The following is a 24167-nucleotide window of genomic DNA, read 5'->3' on the forward strand; positions in this document are numbered from 1 at the left end:
TGTTATATAATGAACATTTGTGTACGGGACTCAAGAAGTTGGAGGTAAATACAAACATGAGTACAGTCGGAAGAAACGAACCATGCCCATGCGGCAGTGGGAAAAAATATAAGAAATGCTGTGAAAAAGAAAATGTTGTGAATATAGATACATTGGTGAGTCAGGAGCTTGATGTGCTTCAGGCGCAGCTTTATGATTATATTGCTACGGCACAGTCAACAGAGATGGAAGAATCCTATCACCGCTACTTAGCGAAAATGGATTTGATGCAAGCGGATCCGGATATTTATGAAATGGCCTTTGTCAGCTGGTACGGAGCGACTCAAAAGGATGCTGACGGTGTTCGTTTGATCGAACGCTTTGTCGATAAGCAATTGAGCACGGTGACTCGTCCTCAGACAGCTGAAGTACTGGAGTCGTGGAAAAACGTGCGTGTGACGGCAGGTACCGTAGAGAAGGTAGATGACAATACATTACGTGTGGAAGAAGCCATCACTGGTGATGTGCTGATTGTAACTGAAAAGTTCGGTAAATTAGAAGAGAATAGTTTCTTCTTGGGGTTACTATTGCCGAATGGGGAGAAGTATCTTCCATTCGCTCAATATTTCATTTATCCTGCGATTGAGAAAGCAGCGATGGAACTGGTGAAAATCCGATTTGAACAAGGTGAGTTTGAAAATCTGCATGACTACTTATCAGGGCAGTACTTGGAAATAGCAGATGTCGGATTCGTTCTTTATAGTGCTGAGAAGAAAAAGGCCGGAAAAGCAGCAGCATCTACTAAAGCCACGGATGAAACAGATACTTCCAAGGATTCGGATAAGAAATCCGAAGAAGCGATCGAAGGAGTAGAAATCTGGAAAACACCTGAATACGTTGAAGCGATCACATCCCTTCAAAACTTCCTGACTGAAAAAGGGGAAGACAAAAAAGAGAGTGAGCTGCTGGTAGCCGTATTGGAAAAATACTTCTACACAGAGCGCCCAACGATCCGCAATCCGAAAATCTACTCGGGAGCACTGGTAGACATGGCGAAAAACATCGACGAAATCAGTATCCGCCACGTCCAAAAAGAACTGGCAGAATACTTCGATGTCTCTGCTAACAGCATCTCAAGACGCAGCAAACAAATCTGGGAAAGCTACCAGGACACCGTCTACGAACTACTGAAAGCAACTAAAGTCTAACCATTCAAATACACAACACCTAAAAGTCGTCTGCATAGGCGGCTTTTTTGTTTTTGAGGGACGGACCTCACTTTTCACCAATTCAACCCTGGACGGATATATTTAGTAGGTGAGGTCCGTCCCTCAACCTGAATCGACGCTATTTCTAGAGGGACGGACCTCACATCTCATGATCAACCCAGGAATACCGTGTGATAGTGAAGCATCCAACCTTTGAAAGATCTGTGATTGAGAGGTCCGTCCCTCCTTGAGTTGTAACCCATATAGGATAGTGGTAAGATTGGTAGGGAATATATCGTGTTTTTGTGGGAGGATATTTGGATTTTGTAGCGAATTTTTAGTAGAGTGATTGGAAGCGGATAATGGTGACTTATTACATGGATTTTTCATCACTCTCATCTGAATTTCATTTTCTTTCGTTATACTGGTGACGTTCGGCTCTCATTTAAACACAGATAAAGGAGCGTTTATACATGCTTGGTCTATTAAACAAAGTGTTCGATGCAAATAAAAGAGAATTAAAGAGGCTTGAAAAACTGGCTGATCAAATAGAAGAATTAGGCCCCGATATGGAGCGGTTGACGGATGATGAAATCCGTGAAAGAACGGAACGATTCAAGGAGCGTTATCAAAAGGGTGAAGACCTTGAAGATATGATGATTGAGGCCTTTGCTGTCGTACGGGAAGCGGCTCGCCGCGTTCTTGGTTTATATCCGTATCGCGTCCAGCTTATGGGTGGTGCCTCCTTACATGGCGGTAACATCTCTGAGATGAAAACCGGTGAAGGTAAAACGCTGACAGCGACTATGCCTGTGTACTTGAATGCGATCACAGGAAAAGGCGTTCACGTTATCACAGTCAACGAATACCTGGCCAGCCGTGATGCTGAGGAAATGGGTAAGCTATACAATTTCCTGGGGCTCTCTGTAGGCCTGAATTTAAACTCGATGTCTAAAGATGAAAAACGTGAAGCATACAAAGCGGATATTACGTATGGTACGAATAACGAATTCGGATTCGACTACCTTCGTGACAATATGATCCTGTACAAAGATCAAATGGTGCAGCGTCCTCTTCATTTTGCCGTAATCGATGAGGTTGACTCGATTTTAATCGATGAAGCACGTACACCTCTGATCATTTCCGGTAACGCACAACGTACGCCTCAGCTTTATATCCAGGCCAATGCGGTCGTACGTACGCTGAAAAAAGATGAAGATTACACATATGATGAAAAAACAAAAGGTGTTCTATTAACGGAAGACGGAATCAGCAAAGTAGAAAGAGCTTTCCACATTGATAACCTTTTTGATATTTCACATGTAACCCTTAACCACCATATCAATCAAGCATTAAAAGCTCACGTCAGCATGCACCGTGATGTGGATTATGTGGTTCAGGAAGGTGAAATTGTCATCGTTGACTCTTTCACAGGACGTCTGATGAAGGGTCGTCGTTACAGTGACGGACTTCACCAATCAATCGAGGCAAAAGAAGGTCTTGAAATTCAGAACGAAAGCATGACGATGGCAACGATTACGTTCCAGAACTACTTCCGTATGTACGAAAAGCTTTCCGGTATGACCGGTACGGCGAAAACGGAAGAAGAAGAGTTCCGTAATATCTACAATATGAATGTCATTGTGATTCCAACGAACAAGCCAATCGTTCGTGATGATCGTGCCGATTTGATTTACGCTTCTATAGAAGGGAAGTTCCTTGCTGTAGTCGATGATATTAAAGAACGGAACGAAAAAGGACAGCCTGTACTGGTTGGTACCGTTGCCGTTGAAACGTCAGAGCTTATTTCTAAACTTTTAACAAAAAAAGGCGTTCGCCATAATGTGTTAAATGCGAAAAACCATGGCCGTGAAGCGGAAATTATTTTAGAAGCAGGTCAGCCTGGTGCCGTAACCATCGCGACAAATATGGCCGGACGTGGTACGGATATCAAACTAGGAGAAGGCGTCATCGAACGTGGCGGTCTTGCCGTTATTGGTACCGAGCGTCATGAATCACGCCGTATTGATAATCAGCTTCGTGGACGTTCCGGTCGTCAGGGAGATCCTGGTGTGACCCAGTTCTATCTTTCCATGGAAGATGAATTGATGCGCCGATTCGGCTCTGATAATATGAAGAGCATGATGGAACGCCTTGGAATGGATGATACTCAGCCAATCCAAAGTAAAATGGTGAGCCGTGCTGTAGAATCGGCCCAGAAACGAGTGGAAGGAAACAACTTCGATGCTCGTAAGCAGCTTCTGCAATACGATGATGTTTTACGTCAACAACGTGAAATCATTTATAAACAGCGTTATGAAGTAATCGACTCAGAAAACCTTCGTGAAATTGTTGAGGGAATGATCAAATCAGCCATCGAACGTCAGGTAGCAGCCCATACAGCAGAAGAAAATATGGAAAACTGGAACCTTCAAGGCATCGTTGATTATGTGAACGCGAATCTTCTTCCTGAAAACGACGTAACAGTTGATGATCTACGTGGAAAAGAGCCGGAAGAAATGATGGATCTGATTTATGAAGATGTGAAGCACCGTTACGATGAAAAAGAAGAAGAACTTACGCCGGAGCAAATGCGTGAGTTTGAAAAAGTCATCCTGCTTCGCGCGGTTGATACAAAATGGATCGACCATATCGATGCGATGGATCAATTGCGTCAAGGTATCCACCTTCGTGCCTACGGTCAAACCGACCCACTGCGCGAATACCAGCATGAAGGGTTTGCCATGTTCGAAAGCATGGTACTCGCAATCGAAGAAGACGTGGCTAAATACGTCATGAAAGCTGAAATCCGCAACAATCTTGAACGTCAGGAAGTAGCCAAAGGTCAAGCGGTGAACCCGAAAGAAGAAGGCGGTAAGGCTAAGAAACAACCAGTTCGCAAGCAAGAAGACGTAGGGCGCAACGAACCATGTCCATGCGGAAGCGGTAAAAAGTACAAACACTGCCACGGCATAACTGGATAAATAAAGAGAATGCTACCTGGTGCTTATTTTGATAAAATAAGTGCCAGGTACTTTTCCGTTTTTTATGGGTGCCTGGGATAGCGGTTGTTATACTTGGCTAATTTTTTGTAAGATTGTTGTCTTTTAAATAGGTTATGTAAAAGCATACCGCTGAAGTTGATTGAGCGGAAGGTGCTCGACTCCTGCGGGAGAAGCGGGACAGGTGAGACCCCACAGGCGAAGCCGAGGAGGCTCACCGCCCGCCCCGCGGAAAGCGAGCACCTGGAGCGGAAATCAACCACTACTGTCTAATAGAAAATCCGGCCACTCTATTCCAGGTATTATCAAAACAAAGTAAATTCAACAACCCAAATAACTATAGAGGTGAACACTCATGGAACTATCAGAAATCAGAGCAGAGTTAGAAAAAACAGCTACGACATTAGCGGACTTCAGGGGGTCTCTTTGACTTAGAAAACAAAGAGGCCAGAATTCAAGAGCTGGACGAAATCATGGTTCAACCCGATTTCTGGGATGACCAGCAAAAAGCTCAAGGGTTAATCAATGAAGGAAATGGTTTAAAGGATCTTGTAAACGAGTACAAATCATTGCTTGAATCCCATGAAAACCTTGAGCTTACCCTTGAACTTATTAAAGAAGAACCGGACGAAGATCTTCAAAAGGACCTTGAAGAGGAGCTTGGTGATTTGGTCAAACGATTAAATGACTACGAACTTCAGCTGCTTCTAAGCGAAGAACATGATAAAAATAACGCGATTCTTGAGCTGCATCCCGGGGCAGGTGGGACGGAGTCTCAGGATTGGGGTTCCATGCTTCTACGTATGTACACTCGTTGGGGAGAAAAACGCGGTTTCAAAGTAGAAACCCTTGATTATCTTCCTGGAGATGAAGCAGGCATCAAGAGTGTGACCCTTGCCATTAAAGGTCACAATGCGTACGGTTACTTAAAAGCTGAAAAAGGCGTACACCGTCTTGTTCGTATTTCACCATTCGATTCTTCAGGACGTCGTCACACTTCCTTCGTGTCTTGTGAAGTCATGCCTGAGTTTAATGAAGAAATTGAAATCGAAATCCGTACGGAAGACCTTAAAATCGATACGTACCGTGCAAGTGGAGCCGGTGGACAGCATATCAATACGACGGATTCGGCTGTTCGTATCACGCATTTACCAACGAATGTCGTGGTAACCTGCCAATCTGAACGTTCTCAGATCAAGAACCGTGAGTCAGCCATGAAAATGCTGAAAGCGAAGCTCTACCAAAAGCGAATCGAAGAGCAGGAACAGGAGCTTGCCGAAATTCGTGGAGAGCAAAAGGAAATCGGATGGGGAAGCCAAATCCGTTCCTACGTCTTCCACCCATACTCCATGGTCAAAGACCACAGAACCAACACAGAATCAGGAAACGTACAAGGCGTCATGGACGGAGACCTCGACCCATTCATCAACGCTTATCTTCGTTCCAAAATTCAATAATCATACTCAAACTGGATCCTCCATTAATTGGAGGTTTCAGCTTTTTTCTAAAGATTTTAAGGGACGGACCTTTAAAGGAGGTCAGTTTCTTCCATCATATGTATGGATATGAACGTGGAATATACTTTACATACACAAATAAGCACACGCCGACTATCGGTATTATCACTTATTGCAGAAGACGGAAGCTAAATTTTCCCTTGTAAACCCTCTCACTAATCAAGGTCCGTCCCTCACCACAAAAACACCTCAACTTATTAGTGCTTTACCACGTTATTGAAGTGTTATTTACACCTCTAAGTACCCATGCTATACTCTCAAAGGTTGATACAGAGCGTGTTGGAAGGTTGGGAAAGTTTATTTGGCCCTATTTCATACATATGATTTTCAACTCTTAAAGCGAAATATATGTACAATCTTCATGCTCAGAGGTTCACGATCTGACCAATTAGAGGTCCGTCCCTCTGCATACTCTGCATAAAGGAAGAGGTTGTACTCATACTATAAATACATAGGTTAAAGGAGTCGTACTGGATGGGTTTGAAAGAGAGACGTCGTGGGCAGGCATTTAATCCGCGGAAAGAGAAGTTGTTAGAGTATTTGTTTGTTGTGTTTGGGTCAACGATTGTGGCTCTTGCGTTTAATGTGTTCTTACTGCCAAATGAGGTTGCTTCAGGAGGGGTGAGTGGGATATCGACCATCCTGAAAGGTCTGTTTGATTGGAAGCCAGCCTTCGTTCAGTGGGCATTTAATATTCCGCTATTCATTGCAGGGTTAATCTTTCTGGGCCTTCAATTCGGCGTGAAAACAGCCATCGGTACGGTTTTCTTGCCGCTAGTAGTATTTTTAACAGAAGACTGGAAGCCGTGGACGGAAGATCCCCTGCTGGGTGCTTTATTCGGCGGGATTGGTGTAGGACTGGGCTTGGGAATCGTCTTTCGAGGTAAAGCGTCTACAGGAGGGACGGACCTGGCAGCACAGATTGTAAACAAATTTACTGGGTTGTCCTTAGGCACGTGTGTTGCGCTTATCGATGGAATGATTGTTCTTTCTGCTGCGATTGTGTTTGACATCGAACGTGGTTTATATGCTCTTATCGGCCTCTATGTGACAAGTAAAACGATTGATTTAGTCCAGGTCGGCATCAGCCGATCAAAAATGGCACTTATCATTACAAACAGACAGGAAGAAGTTCGTGAAGGAATCCTGAATAAAATTGATCGTGGTGTGACAAAACTATCTGCATACGGTGGTTATACGGACGATGAGCGCCCGATCCTTATGTGTGTGGTCGATCAAACAGAATTCACAAAACTGAAACAACTGGTCAAAACCATTGACCCCTCTGCTTTCGTCGTCACAATGGACGCTTCAGAGGTGTTAGGTGAAGGTTTCAAACGGGTTTAACCTTGGTATAATTATGTAATAGGGGACGGACCTCGATACATCCCGTTACTCTTAAAATGTGTTCCTAGGGGGAGGAAAAATGAAGAAAAAACTACTTGGTATTGTTTTTGGCGCTTCATTGGTACTTGCAGCTTGCGGTGGTGGCGGCGAAGAAAGTACAGAAACAAGCTCTGGCGGAGTAGACCCTGAAAAAATCGTAAACAATAAATGCACAAGCTGTCATGGTGGAAACCTTGAAGGCGGTATGGGGCCAGCCCTTAATAAAATTGGTGCTGATTTAAACAAAGATCAAATCTTGGAAGTCATTCAAAATGGTAAAGGTCAAATGCCTGCGGGACTCATTGAAGGTGAAGAAGCAGAAGCAGTGGCAGAGTGGTTGGCGAATAAGAAGTAAGTGAGGAAGAAGGGTCCCGAACTGAGGATTCTTCTTTTTTGATTTATCCACAAACTTTCTCCTTTCCCTTCTTTAAATATATGTTACAAAAGCTCCTCGAATAAATATTGTAAAAAATCAGCAATTGAACCGCAAAAAATTATAACCTAGTAACTTACTGAGACTAGCATCAACCTAAGGTTTATCATCCTCCTATTATCAAACCTTTTTACTTGGTTATAGTACCAGGTTATAGATAAAAATACCTATGTTTATAACGGAAAATAGGCATAATCGGCAATAAAAAAGGTAAAATATACACATAATTTCAAACTTTGAAACGTAAATGTAATAATTTTTTTCCTTAACAACGTACAAAGTGATGTTATAATAACTTTCGGGAGAGCAATTCGAGGTTTTTCGCCATTTCATGTCTAATTATGGTAAAAACGTCGTTGTGTTCGTACATATGTCGATAACAGCCAAGAGGGTAACTACATAATACAAATTAGGTGATTTTATAATGATAGAAATGAAAGACGTGTATAAGCAGTACAGCAACGGTGTCATGGCTGCCAATGGCTTTAACGTCCACATTAAGCAAGGTGAGTTTGTGTATGTTGTGGGTCCAAGTGGTGCCGGGAAGTCTACTTTCATCAAGATGATGTACCGCGAAGAGAAGCCTTCTAAGGGTGATATCATCGTAAACGGTATTAATCTTGCAAAATTAAAAAATAGTAGAGTTCCATACTTACGAAGAAACGTTGGAGTCGTGTTTCAGGATTTTAAGCTGTTACCATCTCTTACAATCTATGAGAACATTGCCTTCGCACTTGAAGTAATAGAAGAACATCCAAGGCAAATTAAGAAGAGAGTCATGGAAGTACTGGATCTGGTAGGGTTAAAGCATAAAGCAAGAATGCTTCCGAATGAATTGTCAGGTGGAGAGCAACAGCGTGTATCGATTGCACGATCCATCGTGAATACGCCGCAGCTTGTGATTGCAGACGAACCTACGGGTAACCTGGATCCGGAAACATCTTGGGATATCATGAACATTCTTGAAGATATCAGCAATCGTGGAACAACGGTGATCATGGCTACTCATAATCGGGAAATCGTAAATACCATCAAGCATCGGGTAATTGCCATCGAAAATGGCCGAATTGTTCGTGACGAACAGCGAGGTGATTACGGTTATGAAGGCTAGGACGTATGGTCGACATCTAAGAGAAAGCTTCAAAAGCATCGGACGTAATGGCTGGATGACATTCGCATCCGTGAGTGCCGTTACTGTAACCCTACTACTTGTTGGTGTATTTATGGTACTTATGCTAAACATGAACAAGGTTGCAACCGATATTGAGAAAGACGTTGAAGTACGCGTATTACTGGAAATCGGTACTGAAAAAGCTCAAGTAGAAGAAATAGATAAGAAAATTAACCAAATAAGTGGAGTGGAATCCGTAGAATATTCTTCTAAAGAAGAAGAACTTCAAAACCTGGTAAAGGATTTAGGAGACGATTTCAGGTTATTCGAACAGGATAATCCATTATACGATGTATTTATTGTAAAAGCGGAAGATCCCCGCGATACTGGGAAAATCGCTGCTGAAGTCAGCAAGTATGAAGGTGTGAACGAAGCACTTTATGGTGAAGCGAAGATTGAAAGATTATTTAATGTACTGGAAATGAGTCGAAACGTTGGATTAGTGTTAATCATCGGTTTATTGTTTACCGCCATGTTCCTCATCTCAAATACAATCAAAATCACCATTGTCGCCAGAAGAAGGGAAATCGAGATAATGAAACTCGTGGGTGCAACCAACTGGTTTGTACGCTGGCCATTCATTCTAGAAGGATTATGGCTTGGAATTTTAGGTTCTATTATCCCGGTCGCTCTTGTCACAACAGGTTACTACTATGCTTATGAATTTATTAGACCAAAACTACAAAACCATTTTATTCAGATATTAGATTTTACCCCCTTTATCTATCAAGTAAACGGATTAATTCTATTAATGGGTTGCCTGATCGGGGCTTGGGGAAGCTTTATGTCTGTACGTAAATTCTTAAAAGTGTAAAATTTGATAGGTTGATAGAAGTTGAAAGGAGCATGCCGCTTGAACAAGAAGTATTTCATATCATTATCAATTGCAGCAGCATTAACAATCGGAAGTCTACCAACGTTAGGGACAACTGCTAACGCTCATTCCTCTGTGGAGGAATTACAGAAGCAACAAGAAGGCATTTCTTCTAAAAAAGAGGAAATCAATGGAAAGATAGATGAGAAAAAATCACAAATTAACCAAAACATCAATAAACAACAAGAAATCCAATCACAAATTGCAGAAATCAGTACAAAATTAAAAGATACTGAAGCAAAGATTGCCGAGAAAACAAAAGAGATTGACGAAACAACTGCAGAAATCAATAAACTTAAAGAAGAAATTGAAGTTCTAAAGCAAAAGATAGAAGAACGTAACGAACTATTAAAAGAACGTGCCCGTGCGATCCAGGAAAAAGGCGGCTCTGCAAATTATCTTGATGTGCTACTTGGCGCGGACAGCTTCGGTGACTTCATCAACCGTGTAACAGCAGTAAATACAATCGTAAGTGCCGATAAGAAGATCATGGACGAACAAAAACGTGATCAGGCTGAATTAGAAAAGAAACAAGAAGAAGTAGAAGGCAAGCTTGCAGATTTAGAATCTACTAAAGCAAGTCTAGAGTCTCTGAAAAAAGATCTTGATAGTCAAAAAGCTAAAAAAGCGGATTTATTTAAACAACTAGAAACGCAGCAGGCTTCTTTGGAAGTGGAGAAAAAAGACCTTCAACAAGAATCGGATGAGCTTTCTAAAATGGAACACCAGCTTGAAGGTGAAATCCAGGCTGAACAAGCACGATTAGCGGAACTTGCACGTCAGCGTGAAATCGAACGCAAGCGTCAAGCGGAAGCTGAGGCGGCAAAACGCACAGCATCACAACAACAAGCAACAACCAGCAGCAGCGGTGGTTCTTCTTCTACTCCTGTTGAATCAGCTCCAAGTGCACCGGTAAGTGCCGGTGCATGGACAGCCCCGGCTTCTGGAACGATTACAACCAACTTCGGCTGGGATGTATTAAACGGTAAGAAACGTTACCACTATGGTACGGATATCGCGGCAAGAGGCAGTGTTCCAATCTCAGCAGCAGCTGATGGATATGTCATCAAGAGTCACTTTAGCTCTAGCTATGGAAATGTAGTATACATCACTCACTCAATCAATGGTCAAACATTCACAACGGTTTATGCCCACATGGCTTCTTCATCTGTAAGCACTGGTCAAGCAGTGAACAAGGGTGACAGAATTGGTTACATGGGTAATACAGGATATTCTTTCGGACAGCATTTACACTTTGAGCTTCATGCAGGTTCTTGGAATGCATCGAAATCCAATGCTGTAAACCCACGTCAATATATTAACTTTTAATTAGAAAACCCCGCCATGAGCGGGGTTTCTTTTATTGGATATATTTCATGTTGGTACGCAGTATATTGATATTGTAAGGAAATGGAATGGAAGATTATTCTCATCACTGTTTTCATATCCTTTTTGTTCTAGTATAATGACAACTATATTACCTAAATATTAAAACAATTGATTTGTATAGTCCTTCGAAAAGGCAAACTAATTGAAAGATTAGGACGCAAAACCACGGGTCTGCCATTTTTTATATTGATCGCCGGGTTACCGAAAACAATGTATTACAATGAATACTAATTAGGACGTTTTATTAGTATCATTTTGCCTGCCATTTTGGTGGGATATTTTTATCTATATGTCCATTATAGTAGGATTTGAATCTGTAATAAGGATGATGATGTTGGAATCGACTGAATTAAAAAGGCAATTAAGAAGTTTTTGTAGAAGGAACCGTACTGCATTAAAGTCTACTTATGCAGGTGAATATACAGCAGAAGAGATCACCGAGATGATTATTGAAAATCTCGGCGCTGAAGAGGTTAAGAGGATATTAAACGACATTGAAATCATCAATCGTCGTGGTGGAAATACAGTGACATACTTTATGTTTATTTTAGAAGGATTAAAAGCAGCATAACATATAAAAACCGAATGCGGATCCAAATCCGGCATTCGGTTTTATTTATGTAACAGGCAGTAATTGCTCATCCAGACCCTTATTTCTAACGAGCCGTCCTCTCATATGTAACTTGTTCCTGCAATGAATAAAATAATTCAATGATTAGACACACACTCTCCCAGGAAATCTGTAATAATTCTTATATAGGATACACTATGAGTAAATAATTTGCTTGTATATAAAAATTTAAGATACTAATACATATTAGGGTATATTTAACGAATGGAGGAATTCCAATGGCAGGAGACTTATTCGAACACCATAAAGCTTCAAAGCTCCTCGATCCAAATCGTCAAGAGCTCGTACCGGTGGACAAAGTGCTCGAACTTCTCAAACTAAATAAAGGCGATATCGTCGCCGATTTAGGCTGTGGCAATGGCTACCTGACCCTTCCCATTGCCAAAACAGTTGAAACAAAGGTCCAGGCGGTAGATCTGCAGCAGGAAATGCTGGAATACCTGAAACACCGTGCAAACGAAGAAAATGTAGACAATATTGTTTATGTGAAATCATCCCTTGAATATCTCAGCTTCAATAAAGGCACCTTGGATAAAATCGTATCCGCTTTTGTCTTGCACGAAGTTCCCGATTTGATCAAAGTATTTCAGGATTTACACGATATGCTGAAGGAAGATGGAATTTGGCTGATCCTGGATTGGGAGAGGGTAGAATCAGAAATGGGACCGTCTTTAGATCGTCGGATTTCTTCCGAGGAACTTGATCACCAGCTCAAATCATCAGGATTCCACACATCGGTAGGTCACTTGCATCCATCGGTTTATTATATTGTCATTAGGAAGAATAATAGATAATTTAAAACGTTTCTGAAGGGAGGGAAATGGCTATGAATGAGCAGTGGTACACCATAGCCTCCTTCACATTCCCGGCTTCATGGGGAGCCGTTATCGCCTCGTTCATACTCACTTTCTTGTTCCTCTTCTTCTGGAATAGAAAGTTGAGCGACTGGTATTCCAATAGTATTTTTACTTTTTTACTCGTCTGGAAGCTGAGTGTGATTGTGGTTGACTTTCAAACGGTTCTCAAGCATCCCATTACGATTCTCTATTTTCACGGAGGAGTCGTTGGGCACTGGTTAGGACTGATAGCGGCTCTTACTTACATATTGGTTAAAAAAGTAGATCATCCGGCTACTATTATCATTTCATGGATGGTCACAGTTCTTGTCTTTGAAGCTGTCCTTCATATGCTTCATCACCACTATCTGCTAGTTGGTATTCAGGTAGTGCTCAATCTATTGATCACTGTCTTTTTTATTAAAAAAACCAGTGATCCTGGCGGCGATATCTGGGCGGGACAGTTACTAGTTATGTTTACTTTAGTCCAGCTATTTCTAAGTGCTTTCATTGGCGGCTTTGAATTGACCGTCACCGTCTGGACGTATTTGATCATGATGACCTATCTCATCTTTCTTTTAAACGTAAGGAGGAAACACAATGAATAAACGAAATTTTGCGTTGGCCATCGTTGCGCTTCTGATCGGCATTTTCTTAGTGAACTTTTTTCAGGATCAGCAGGAAAAGAAGGCCAGGGAAGAGGCGGCCCAATTAGCCAATGAATCCATGGATCTGTCTGATGCAGAGCAAGGGCTGACAAAAGGGGACCGCGCTCCGGATTTTGAATTAACCACTTTAAATGGTGAAGCCGTAAAGCTTTCAGATTATCAAGGTAAGAAAGTGATCCTGAACTTTTGGGCCACCTGGTGTCCGCCGTGTAAAGCTGAAATGCCCCATATGCAGAGTTATTATGAAAACAATGCCGATAAAGAAAACGTTGAAATCCTTGCGGTCAATCTGACCTCCATAGACGATGGGGAAAAGGCCGTTCATCAATTTATCGACGGCTACGAACTCACCTTCCCCATCCCAATGGATGAAAAGGGAGAAATCGGAGACGAATACCGGGCGTTCACCATCCCCACCACCTACATGATCGACACCAAAGGCATCATCCAACACAAAATCGTCGGCCCCATGAACGAAGAAATGATGGGTAAAATGGTAGAGGGAATGGAATAATCGAGAGGGACGGACCTCTGAATGTCGATGTTTCACCTTATACACTACGAGGTATTAACAGAATGTAGACTCAGAGAATAAAGAAGGAGATGTGAACATGTTTCATTACACAAAAGAAGTTTCAATGAGTGTGAAAGAAGCAGTGGAAGCGGTAGAAACTGCCCTGAAAGATGAAAGCTTTGGCGTGTTGTGGAATCTCGATCTTGCCCAGAAGCTGCAGGATAAAGGGCTTGATTTCAATGAAGAAGTAGTCGTATTAGAGGTGTGTAATCCACATGAAGCTAAAAAGGTGCTGGAAGAAAGCATGCTCGTAAGCTACTTCCTGCCTTGTAAAGTAGCGGTATACACAGAAGGCGGAACAACTAAGATCGGGATGGCAAAACCAAGCAAGCTGATCGAGATGGTGGATAACGGTGCACTGAAAAATCTGGCATTGGATATTGAAAATCGCCTGATCGGATGTTTAGATAACGTTCAATAAAACGAGAGCACCTGTTGCAAGTGGGCAGGTGTTTTTTTATGCCTTCCAATACATCCTACTCCTCACAATCTTCTGAATATGATACACTTTTAAAAATACATAGATTCAGGAAGGATGAAAGAGAGATGAAATTCACAACCAAGGTCGTGCACAGTCAGTTAAAAGGGACTGAGGAAATCCGCAGTAAGACGACGCCGATTTATCAAACATCTGCATTTTCTTTTACCTCTTTAGAAGAGTTGGAGGGTTTCTATGAAGGGAAGTCTCCTTATCTCTACACAAGAACGGGAAATCCAAATACAGACGAGCTTGGTAAGATGGTGGCAGACTTGGAAGGGGCTCCAGCAGGTGTCGCAACCTCTTCTGGATTATCGGCCATCCTTGTTGGAATCCTTGCTGTTGTACAATCAGGCGATCACATCATTGCCGCCGAGGATTTATACGGTGGTACGTTTCATATGTTAAAAGAAGAGCTGAGATCATTCGGTATTTCTACTTCATTCGTTGATTTTACAAGTGTGGAAGAATTAGAGGAGGCCATTACTCCACAAACTAAACTCCTCTACAGTGAGACCGTCACAAACCCGTTTATGCGAGTGGAAGATATCCCTAAAATGGTCGAATTAGCTGAAAAACACAACTTGAAAACCATGATCGACAACACATTTGCCACACCGTTTCTGCGCCAGCCTTTCTTGGAAGGGGTCGACCTGGTCGCTCACAGTGCCACGAAGTATATCGGAGGACACAGTGATATCACAGCAGGAGTCGTAGTTGGAAAAGAAATCCTTGTTCAAAAAGCAAGAGAAAAAGTTGTCAATATCGGTTCGAATTTGAGTCCATTTGAAGCCTGGCTGACATGCCGTGGAGCGAAAACATTGGCTCTTCGAATGGGAACCCAAGCAAGAAATGCCGAAGTTCTGGCTGAGGACCTTAGAGCAAATGAATTTGTGAAGGAAGTCTATTACCCAACGGATTTATCCGATAAGGGAAATGGGGCCATCGTAACCATCGAGCTATCCAGCACATGTGATATCAGCGCATTCTTCAAATCACTGGGATGGATTAAAATCATCCCGTCCTTAGCCGGCGTGGAAACAACGGTTTCTTACCCTCTAGGAACGTCTCATCGTGCTTTACCGAAAGATGCTCAGGAAAAACTGGGAATAAACACACATGTCGTGCGCATATCGTTAGGTATTGAGGATGGGGAAGACATTGTCGTGCAATTTAACGAAGCGATTGCAGCTTCGGTTAGTAATTAAATAATGTAAAAATTCTAAAAATACTCTTGACGTTGAGGTCGGTTACCCTTTATAATTCATCTCAACGCAAGAATTTTCACATTGACAACTACATGCTCTTATCCAGAGAGGTGGAGGGACTAGGCCCGATGAAACCCGGCAACCTTCATGTACGCATTCAAGCGTCATGAAAAGGTGCTAATTCCTGCAGGCATCTGCCTGAAAGATAAGAGGAGGACCCTATTAAATTAGACCCTCTTCTTAGGAAGAGGGTTTTTTATTTTTTCCTCTTCTATCTTCTTAGAAAAACACATTTCAGACGTTGGTTGATTTCAGCGGGAGAATGTTTGGTGATAGTCAGCAGCTGAAAAAACCATCTATTTTAACAGCTGAATGTGTCAACCGCAGCATTTAAGCAAACCCAATCCAAATCCAAAAAAACCATTACAGGAGGAATTCTCTATGACAAAATCATTCGATTTCGACACACTACTGCTTCACGGTGGCCAGGAGCCTGACCCATCCACAGGTTCGAGGGCAGTGCCGATTTATCAAACGACATCCTACGTTTTCGATAACAGTGATCATGCTGCAAAACTATTTGCCCTTGAAGAACCAGGAAATATTTATACCCGCATCATGAACCCGACAGTAGACGTGTTGGAAAAACGACTTGCTCTTTTAGAAGGGGGAATCGGAGCACTTGGTGTTTCATCCGGAATGGCCGCTATCTCACTATCAATCTTAAATATTGCCGGAGCAGGTGATGAAATTGTAGCGGCTACCAATCTCTACGGTGGAACCTATAATTTATTCTCGACCACTCTTCCGAAATACGGAATCAAGGTTCATTTTGTAGATCCGACTGACCCGGAAAATTTCCGCAAAGCGATCACTCCTAAAACGAAAGCCGTATTCGCTGAGACAATCGGAAATCCAAGTCTACATGTGCTTGATATTGAAGCGGTAGCAAAAGTTGCTCATGACAATCACATCCCACTGATCATCGATAATACCTTTGCCACTCCATATGTATGTAAGCCGATCGAGTGGGGAGCGGATATCGTCATACACTCTGCAACAAAATGGATTGGCGGTCACGGTACGGCAATCGGGGGAGTGGTGATTGACGGTGGGAAGTTTGATTGGAATCATGAAAATTTCCCGGGCTTCACGGAAGAGGACCGGAGCTATAATGGACTGCGCTACGCACAGGATGTGGGCCCGGCAGCCTTCATTACAAAATTAAGAGTGCAGTTGCTTCGTGACTTAGGGGCGTGCTTAAGTCCGCAAAACGCGTTCCTGCTGCTACAAGGATTAGAAACCCTGCATCTTCGCGTCGAGCGTCATACGGAAAATGCCTTGAAAATTGCAGAGCATTTAGATCAGCACAATGGGGTCGCTTGGGTATCCTATCCAGGATTGCCTCAGCATCCGTCTCATAAACTTGCTCAAAAATATTTGAAAAACGGAGCAGGATCCATCGTCGTCTTTGGTATTAAAGGTGGTAGAGATTCCGGACGGAAAGTAGTCGATAATATCTCCCTTTGGTCTCACGTTGCCAACGTAGGGGATGCGAAATCACTGATCATCCATCCGGCTTCCACGACCCATCAGCAATTAAACGATCAGGAAATCCGGGCGACAGGCGTTACAGAAGATCTGGTGAGACTTTCTGTTGGATTAGAGTCTGCGAAGGACCTGATCGAGGACTTAGATCATGCCATTGAAGTCGCATTGGAAACATCACGGGTATAATAGGAGAAATATTTTTTATTCAGGGAGGAATTAATCCCACGGGGGTATACGGAGTGGAATCCTGATCACCCCCACCACAACACCAAAAAAAGGAGGTGGAGGAATGGAGAAGCCTTACACATATGAAGTAAGCTCCATTACCATCCCATCCCTAACATTAGAGTCAGGCACCACGTTGAAAAAGGTAGATCTTACGTATGAACGAACAGGAAACAAAGAAGGACCGACCATCTTGGTTTGCCATGCCCTCACTGGGACCCATATCGTAAAGGGAACGAGTGAAGATCGCGGCTGGTGGGATGGACTGATCGGTCCTCAATCGTATATTGATACTGAACATTTTAATGTGATTGCCTTTAATGTATTAGGAGGATGTGAAGGAAGTACGGGACCAGCGTCCACCAATCAGCATACAGGAGAACGGTACGGTCCGGACTTCCCGGGTATTACGATAAGGGACATGGTCCATGCCCAATATAAAGCACTCCAACAACTTTCAATCGACCACATCGAAGCAGTCATCGGAGGCTCACTGGGAGGAATGCAGGCCCTGGAATGGGGGGCCCTGTATCCTGCCTATATAAATAAAGTATTCGCTCTTGCCGTCACCCCTGCCTTAAATGATTATGGTCTCGCTTTTAATCACATTGGAATCACAGCGATTGAAGAGGACCCCGAGTTTCAAAAGGGGCATTATCCACCAGGCGCTATTTTAAAAGGGTTAGAGATTGCCAGAATGGTTGGAATGGTTACGTACCGGACACAGGAGTTGTTCGATCATCGTTTCCAACGTGAAAAGCAAAATGAACGGTTCAATGTAGAAAGCTATCTCGATTACCAAGGAAAGAAATTAGGAAAGCGGTTTGACCCAAACAGCTACCTTACCCTGCTGAAAGCGATGAACTCACATGATATCGGAAGGGGAAGAGGAGGAACAGAAGAGGTAGCGAAGAATTATCAGTGCGAACTGATTTCGATAAGTTATGAAAGAGATTTAATTTATTCACCTCAATATCTAAAGGAGTTCACCCATCTTGTACCAAAGAGTGAACATTACTTTATCTCTACCTCCTTTGGTCATGATGGGTTTCTGGTGGAATTTGAAAAGTGGGGAGGAATCATTGCTTCTCACCTCAAGAACCATTCTGTTCAAAGAGTTTTTACAGGTTCAAAATAAGAGCTCACTTATCATAACTCGTCCCCCTCCGGCATATAGTTAGATAAGCAAAGACATCGCACCGCCTTAGCGCGTTTTTGTGTGGTGTCTTTTTCGTTGGATAAGAAAGGTTGGCGTCCTTAGTCGCGCCACTCTTATCTATACCATAGACAAACAACAAGCTGGAGGGGAATATATGGAGTGGACGGGCAGAAAGCTCATCATCACAATCATCATTAGCATGTTGATCGGTGCTGGAGGAATGTATGGCGGCTTGGAATGGACGGGCAAGGATGGGGATGAGCTTGCTCAGTTTGACGGAAAAGGCGAGCTCAATGACAAGCTACACAAAGTAGAAGTTGCGTATGACTTGATTAGTGACAAATTCTTTCAGGATGTGGACAAAGGGCAGCTTGTAGAAGGCGCCATTCAAGGAATGTTGAAAACACTGGATGACCCTTATTCCGTTTACATGAATGCCGAAACGGCATCGCAATTTAATGACGCCCTGGATTCTTCCTTTGAAGGAATAGGAGCAGAAGTTACGATTATGGACGGAAAGCTGATCATTGTCGCTCCTTTTAAAAATTCTCCTGCGGAAGAAGCGGGACTGAAACCGAATGACCGTATCATTAAAATCGACGGAAATAGCATCGAAGGACTTGATCTGTACGAAGCTACTTTGAAAATCAGAGGGAAAAAGGGTACTGAGGTTGAATTGGAAATTACGCGGGAAGGACTGACAGATCCTGTCAAAGTATCTGTGAAACGGGATGAAATTCCTGTTGAGACAGTCCTCTCTGATGTGAAGGAAGTCAATGGTAAGAAAACCGGCTACATCCAGATCACTACCTTCTCAGAAAATACAGCCGTTGATTTTAAAAAGCAATTAGGAGAACTTGAAAAGAAAAAGGTAGAAGGATTGGTCCTGGATGTGAGAGGGAATCCGGGAGGTCTCCTTTCAAGTGTAGAAGAAATCCTTAAAGAGTTTGTAACGGAGAAAAAGCCGTATGTACAAATTCAAGAGCGAAGTGGAGAAGTAATGAAATCCTTCTCAAACAGCAAAGCAAGAAAGACGTATCCAGTTGTGGTGTTAATAGATGAAGGAAGTGCCTCAGCTTCTGAAATTCTGGCAGGCGCGCTAAAAGAAGCGGAAGGGTATCCGCTCATCGGAACGAAGAGCTTTGGGAAAGGCACTGTACAACAAGCCGTTCCAATGGGAGATGGAAGCAATATCAAGCTGACGATGTTCAAGTGGCTGACGCCAAATGGAAACTGGATTCATAAAAAAGGGATCAAACCGGATATCCCTGTCAGACAGCCGTCCTATTTCTATGCCCACCCGCTTCAAGTGGAAAAGCCCCTTCAAGAAGGAATGAACAATGAACAGATTCAAAACGCCCAGGAAATGCTTCAAGGACTTGGATTCTCCATTGACCGTGTGGATGGATATTTCAGTAAGAAAACGGAAAAGGCCGTAAAGGATTTCCAAAGTCAGGAGAGTATTGATGCTACAGGGCTCATTGATACTGTAACGGCGGAAAGATTACAGGAAGAAATCTTTGAAGCGGTTCAGGAGGAGAAGAATGACCTGCAGCTGCAGGCGGCTTTGGAGTATATTGAACGGACAGCTGAGCATTAATGAATTGGGAGCCGACCATCATGATGGTCGGCTCTGTTTTTGTGTTGAAAATCACACATAATCACTTGTTTTTCCTGTCTATCCGACATCATTTCCCGGGAAAATATGCAGAATACTGTCGGAAATGAAATCGAATCGTAAAACTATCAAATAAAATTGCAATAGGTTTTAGAGGAGTCTTTTGATAAAATAGTAGATAATGCAAATTTTCTTGCAAAAGGTGGTGACGGATCATTGGTTGAGCTTTGGTTGCTGGAGGTCGTAAAAGGATTTGGAAAGTTATTTCTTCATCCTGTATTATATGTGGCTGTGTTTTTCGCTATCATGACGGGCTATTATCGTGTCAAAAGAGAACGAAGGGACTTTAATACGAGATTGCTGGATGGTTATCATGATACGCGGGTTTTATTTTCATATGGAATTGTACTTGGATTGCTGTTTTCTGTTGTAACAGTTGGAGCAGGGGTTGTGGTTCCTTTCGCCGGAATCATGCTTATAGGCTTGGTGTCCATCCTGTTTGCGTTAACGAGTCGTTTTCACCTCATGTCTGCGACCATGACGGTAGGGTTTTCGTATTTTATCCTGGTTGCGGTGGATTATTTCCAGTGGGATATCCCCTACGTGAATACATATGTGGAAACCTTGAATTTAGGGCTGCTGAGTTCCATCGTCGTGCTTCTTGGGGTGTTAACGATGATTGAAGGAAGCCTGATTCGAATGAACGGGTGGAAGCATACTTCACCCCGTCTTCTTAAAAGTGCCCGTGGCCTGAAGGTAGGTGCCCATCAAGGGAAGAAACTGTGGCTTGTGCCGATGTTTGTGCTTATTCCTACCGGGACATTGACCCTTCCATTTGAATGGTGGCCGGTGTTTACTTTGGGGACTGAAACGTATTCTTTACTTTGTGTACCGTTTCTCCTTGGTTTTCAGCAGCTTGTTAAAAGCACCTTGCCTGAAGTTGCGATTAAGCATACAGGTTACAGGGTTTTCTGGCTTGGTGCATTTGTATTGACACTGGCTGTAACAGGATTCTGGGCTCCTTTGTTTTCAATTGGAGCAGCGGTTGTGGCAATGGGAGGACGAGCATGGATTTCTTTTCGCTACCGAAGTGCGGAGGATTCTAAGCCATACTTCTTTAAAAGACAGTCTAAGGGAGTCATGATTCTTGGAATTCTACCTGGTTCTCCTGCAAAGAAACTGACGCTTCAAGTAGGGGAAATCGTCCTGAAAGTAAATGGAGTCGAAGTGAATACAGAAAGAGCGTTTTATGAAGCCCTTCAAAAAAACGGGGCGTACTGTAAGCTTGAGGTACTTGGGACAAACGGGGAAAACCGTTTTACGCAAGGAGCCCTGTACGAAGGTGATCATCACGAGTTGGGAATCATTTTTGCGGATGAGTCTTCAGGTTGGGAGCATCATCAGGTTTCATAGACAATTCTTTCAAGCAAACTACTGACAGTAGTTTGCTTTTTTAATAGAAATAGTCTTTATAGAATGATATTTAAATAATCAAAAAGGAAGATCAAACGAGGAGAAGATACCAATGAAAAGCGGAAAAGAAAAGTTGCAAACACCTTTCATCATCAACCAGCACTTACTGACTCACTCTAAAGACCAAATCATTCTCCATTCACCACTCCCACTAAAAACAGTCTCCTCTGGCGTCACCAATGCCGGAACAGGGTGGTATACAACGTTTGTGAATCGCCATGTATCGAAAAACTATAATAGTGAAAACCATCATGAAGAGATGCAAGAATATCTCCAGCAAATAGGTGCCCAAGGTGAAGAAACGGTCGGGATGATGACGGCTGTTCAATTGGAAGATGTATGCTGGGGGTTTTATGAGGAGGAATCGTTTTCCGTATTCATTGTCGTTACCGCAGGAGTAGGTAATGCCGTTGATGCGAGTATGAGTGATCATCATTCTTTTGATTATTCACCCGGCACGATTAACACCTGGGTGTTTATCAATGGGAGAGTAACGGAGGCAGCGAGAATCCAGGGGATTATGACTGCAACAGAAGCTAAGGTGAAAGCTCTTGAAGCTCATAACGTCAGGGACCCTGTTACGGGAACTGGCGCAACCGGTACCTCAACAGACAGCATTTTGATCGCCAGTACTGAAGAGGGGTCTCTTCTAGAATATGCAGGAACGATTACGCCCCTAGGAAAAAAGATTAGTATAGGGGTTTATGAGTGTACCAAAGAAGCGATTTCCATATATAAGAAAAGGATCGGTGCTGAAAGATGATACACCATTTGTTGGCTATAACCATTGCGTATGTTCTCGATTTATGGATTGGGGATCCACCGGATTGGCCTCATCCCGTTAAGTGGATGGGAAAGGCGATTCTCCGGTTAGATCATCAATTAAATAAAGGTGGATTTCTAAAGGGAAAAGGTATATTGATGGTATCGATTCTTGTCCTAAACGCATTTATCCTTACCTACTGTATCATTTGGTTAAGCTATTCCCTCCATACTATCGTTGGGGTCTTGGTAGAAGCAATCGTCATCATGACGACCATCTCCCAAAAGAGCCTTAAATTTGCGGCTTTAGAAGTATTTCAACCACTTGTAAAAAACGACATGGAAACGGCAAGGGTGAAGCTATCTTATATTGTGGGGAGAGATACAGAACACTTAAATGAAAGTGAAATCGTAAGAGGGACTGTGGAGACCGTTGCGGAGAATACAAGCGATGGAATAACAGCTCCTTTGTTTTGGGCGTTAATTGGCGGTGCCCCTCTAGCCATCGTGTACAGATGTGTGAATACGTGTGATTCCATGGTGGGATATAAGAACAAGAGGTACATAGACTTTGGGTGGGCATCGGCCAAGCTTGATGACGTCCTAAATTGGATTCCGAGTAGAATAACGGGATTCATTCTATTTTTCTGTAAACGTCCTGAATATTTCACTTACCAAGAAGGATTTCGGATTCTACTGGAAGACGCCAAAAAACACCCTAGTCCCAACAGCGGCTGGGGAGAGGCGGCTGTAGCTGCGAATTTAGGAATACAACTGGGAGGACTCAATACATATAAAGGAATGGTCTCTGATCGGGCGAAAATGGGAAGAAAGGTTTTCGAATTAGAACGAAATCATATCCCGGAAACCATTGCCCGAATGCAGAAGGCTTGTTTCATCTTCATCATTGTTCTTTGGATAGGAGGAATTCTTGTTGGTATTACCAGATCATGGATCTAATCCACAGTATACATATAAAGCAATGGATATTAGGATGCCTGAACAAATCGTTGATCTAAGTGCAAATATTAATCCAAACGGTCCACCAGCTGTTTTAAAAAAAATATGGAAAGATCTATTAGAGGAGATTGTGACGTATCCTGATCCGCATTCTGTAGCATTACGAAGAAGCATTGCACGGAAGGAAGAGATAGAGGCAGAAGCGATCCTCATTGGTAATGGCGGCGCAGAACTGATCCATCTAATGGGTAGATGGCTGTCCCATTCCGATGTTCTGATCATTCATCCCACTTTTTCGGAATACGAGAAAGCTTGTCAAATCAATGATTGCACTATCCATCATTTTATTATAAAAGAGAATGATTGGGCCCTTGATTTGAATCAATTGAAAGCATCTCTACCGAAAATGGATGCTGTCTTTATATGTAATCCTACCAATCCGACGGGTGTATTGTATTCTGCTTCCAAGTTAGAAGAAATCATTATGGAAGCTCATAATGAAAATTGTTACGTGATTGTGGATGAAGCATTTTATGATTTTCCTTTGAAAGAGGTAACGGTAGCCCCTCTGGTAAAGAAATATACAAATCTCGTGGTTTTAAGAAGCATGACGAAAATGTTTAGTATTCCTGGGATCCGCCTAGGTTTTCTTATGGCTGGGGAGACAGTCGTGAGAGAATTGGAAACCTATCAGGTTCATTGGAGTGTGAACGGGATCGCTCAAAAAGTAGGGGAAACACTCTTGGAGGAAACGGATTTTATCCGTCATACTCAATGCATGGTGAAAAGGGAGAGGGAGAAGCTATTTGCATTTTTCGACCAATCCAAATTTGACTATTCACCAAGTCAGACAAATTTTTATCTCTTAAGGGACCCGGAGCTTAACGATCAAACTGAGTTATTCCGTTTTCTGTTAGAAAATGGTATTGTGAGCCGCCATACCTATAATTTCAAAGGGTTGGATGGAAGGTGGCTAAGGTTTGCCGTTAAGGGAGAAAAAGAGCACGGAAAATTAATCGTCGCCTTAAAGGAATGGAAATCTCGTCCTTAAATAAAACAAGCTTG

Annotated in this window: 21 protein-coding genes and 2 riboswitches; all 21 genes read left to right on the forward strand. The window is 42.7% G+C overall.

The genetic code is table 11. From position 1 onward, the window contains the following. Nucleotides 1-56: 56 nt before the first annotated feature. The 21 genes from AC6CIB_RS11635 (at nt 57) to cobD (ending at nt 24153) form a co-directional block, all read left to right on the forward strand. Nucleotides 57-1187, forward strand: a complete 1131-nt coding sequence (locus AC6CIB_RS11635; RefSeq protein ID WP_498280834.1) for a YecA family protein — start codon at nt 57-59, stop codon at nt 1185-1187. 473 nt (nt 1188-1660) lie between these two features. After that, on the forward strand, nt 1661-4171 hold the full coding sequence (gene secA, locus AC6CIB_RS11640) for a preprotein translocase subunit SecA (protein ID WP_498280836.1): 2511 nt from the start codon (nt 1661-1663) through the stop codon (nt 4169-4171). Nucleotides 4172-4544: 373 nt separating this feature from the next. Further along, a protein-coding gene (prfB, locus tag AC6CIB_RS11645; RefSeq protein WP_498280838.1) for a peptide chain release factor 2 occupies nt 4545-5646 on the forward strand; the annotation gives its coding sequence in 2 pieces (ribosomal slippage) (nt 4545-4616 and nt 4618-5646; 1101 coding nt in all). Nucleotides 5647-6180: 534 nt separating this feature from the next. Next, nucleotides 6181-7053: a YitT family protein gene (locus tag AC6CIB_RS11650; protein ID WP_427599333.1), complete on the forward strand. Its 873-nt coding sequence runs from the start codon at nt 6181-6183 to the stop codon at nt 7051-7053. Nucleotides 7054-7132: 79 nt separating this feature from the next. Then, a complete protein-coding gene (cccB, locus tag AC6CIB_RS11655; protein WP_427599332.1) occupies nt 7133-7447 on the forward strand; it encodes a cytochrome c551 in 315 nt (104 codons plus the stop codon). Between the two features lie 502 nt (nt 7448-7949). Beyond that, entirely contained in the window at nt 7950-8636 is a 687-nt protein-coding gene (ftsE, locus tag AC6CIB_RS11660) for a cell division ATP-binding protein FtsE (RefSeq protein ID WP_498280840.1), read from the forward strand. Continuing rightward, nucleotides 8626-9510: a permease-like cell division protein FtsX gene (gene ftsX, locus AC6CIB_RS11665; RefSeq protein WP_498280842.1), complete on the forward strand. Its 885-nt coding sequence runs from the start codon at nt 8626-8628 to the stop codon at nt 9508-9510. Before ftsE ends, ftsX begins: the two co-directional genes overlap by 11 nt. 39 nt (nt 9511-9549) lie before the next feature. Next, complete coding sequence (locus tag AC6CIB_RS11670; protein WP_498280844.1) at nt 9550-10899, forward strand: murein hydrolase activator EnvC family protein; 1350 nt, start codon at nt 9550-9552, stop codon at nt 10897-10899. Between the two features lie 182 nt (nt 10900-11081). After that, nucleotides 11082-11165, forward strand: a riboswitch (cyclic di-GMP riboswitch). 128 nt (nt 11166-11293) lie between these two features. Further along, nucleotides 11294-11530: a hypothetical protein gene (locus tag AC6CIB_RS11675; RefSeq protein ID WP_498280846.1), complete on the forward strand. Its 237-nt coding sequence runs from the start codon at nt 11294-11296 to the stop codon at nt 11528-11530. Nucleotides 11531-11808: 278 nt separating this feature from the next. Continuing rightward, on the forward strand, nt 11809-12384 hold the full coding sequence (locus tag AC6CIB_RS11680) for a class I SAM-dependent methyltransferase (protein WP_498280848.1): 576 nt from the start codon (nt 11809-11811) through the stop codon (nt 12382-12384). A 32-nt stretch (nt 12385-12416) separates the two neighbouring features. Next, the gene (locus AC6CIB_RS11685; RefSeq protein ID WP_498280850.1) at nt 12417-13034 is read left to right on the forward strand and encodes a hypothetical protein; all 618 of its coding nucleotides are present in this window, start codon (nt 12417-12419) and stop codon (nt 13032-13034) included. Continuing rightward, nucleotides 13027-13608 carry a redoxin domain-containing protein gene (locus tag AC6CIB_RS11690; RefSeq protein WP_498280852.1) on the forward strand — a complete coding sequence of 194 codons (582 nt, stop codon included), beginning with the start codon at nt 13027-13029 and terminating at the stop codon, nt 13606-13608. Before AC6CIB_RS11685 ends, AC6CIB_RS11690 begins: the two co-directional genes overlap by 8 nt. A gap of 97 nt (nt 13609-13705) precedes the next feature. Then, nucleotides 13706-14089 (forward strand): DUF302 domain-containing protein, encoded by a 384-nt coding sequence (locus AC6CIB_RS11695; RefSeq protein ID WP_498280854.1) that lies wholly within the window; start codon nt 13706-13708, stop codon nt 14087-14089. A 125-nt stretch (nt 14090-14214) separates the two neighbouring features. Beyond that, entirely contained in the window at nt 14215-15354 is a 1140-nt protein-coding gene (locus AC6CIB_RS11700) for a trans-sulfuration enzyme family protein (RefSeq protein WP_498280856.1), read from the forward strand. A 95-nt stretch (nt 15355-15449) separates the two neighbouring features. Then, a riboswitch (SAM riboswitch) is annotated at nt 15450-15566 on the forward strand. Nucleotides 15567-15795: 229 nt separating this feature from the next. Continuing rightward, nucleotides 15796-17091 (forward strand): O-acetylhomoserine aminocarboxypropyltransferase/cysteine synthase family protein, encoded by a 1296-nt coding sequence (locus tag AC6CIB_RS11705; protein ID WP_498280858.1) that lies wholly within the window; start codon nt 15796-15798, stop codon nt 17089-17091. A gap of 103 nt (nt 17092-17194) precedes the next feature. Then, the gene (gene metX, locus AC6CIB_RS11710) at nt 17195-18268 is read left to right on the forward strand and encodes a homoserine O-acetyltransferase MetX (protein ID WP_498280860.1); all 1074 of its coding nucleotides are present in this window, start codon (nt 17195-17197) and stop codon (nt 18266-18268) included. Nucleotides 18269-18443: 175 nt separating this feature from the next. Further along, nucleotides 18444-19889, forward strand: coding sequence for a S41 family peptidase (locus tag AC6CIB_RS11715; RefSeq protein WP_498280862.1), 1446 nt, complete (start codon nt 18444-18446; stop codon nt 19887-19889). Between the two features lie 234 nt (nt 19890-20123). After that, the gene (locus tag AC6CIB_RS11720; RefSeq protein ID WP_498280864.1) at nt 20124-21320 is read left to right on the forward strand and encodes a PDZ domain-containing protein; all 1197 of its coding nucleotides are present in this window, start codon (nt 20124-20126) and stop codon (nt 21318-21320) included. Between the two features lie 112 nt (nt 21321-21432). Then, a complete protein-coding gene (locus AC6CIB_RS11725; protein WP_498280866.1) occupies nt 21433-22143 on the forward strand; it encodes an adenosylcobinamide amidohydrolase in 711 nt (236 codons plus the stop codon). Beyond that, the gene (gene cbiB / locus AC6CIB_RS11730; protein ID WP_498280868.1) at nt 22140-23102 is read left to right on the forward strand and encodes an adenosylcobinamide-phosphate synthase CbiB; all 963 of its coding nucleotides are present in this window, start codon (nt 22140-22142) and stop codon (nt 23100-23102) included. Before AC6CIB_RS11725 ends, cbiB begins: the two co-directional genes overlap by 4 nt. Next, nucleotides 23074-24153 carry a threonine-phosphate decarboxylase CobD gene (cobD, locus tag AC6CIB_RS11735; protein ID WP_498280870.1) on the forward strand — a complete coding sequence of 360 codons (1080 nt, stop codon included), beginning with the start codon at nt 23074-23076 and terminating at the stop codon, nt 24151-24153. Before cbiB ends, cobD begins: the two co-directional genes overlap by 29 nt. The last annotated feature ends 14 nt before the right edge of the window (nt 24154-24167 follow it).

The sequence above is a fragment of the Rossellomorea sp. GQ25 genome (assembly GCF_059758515.1).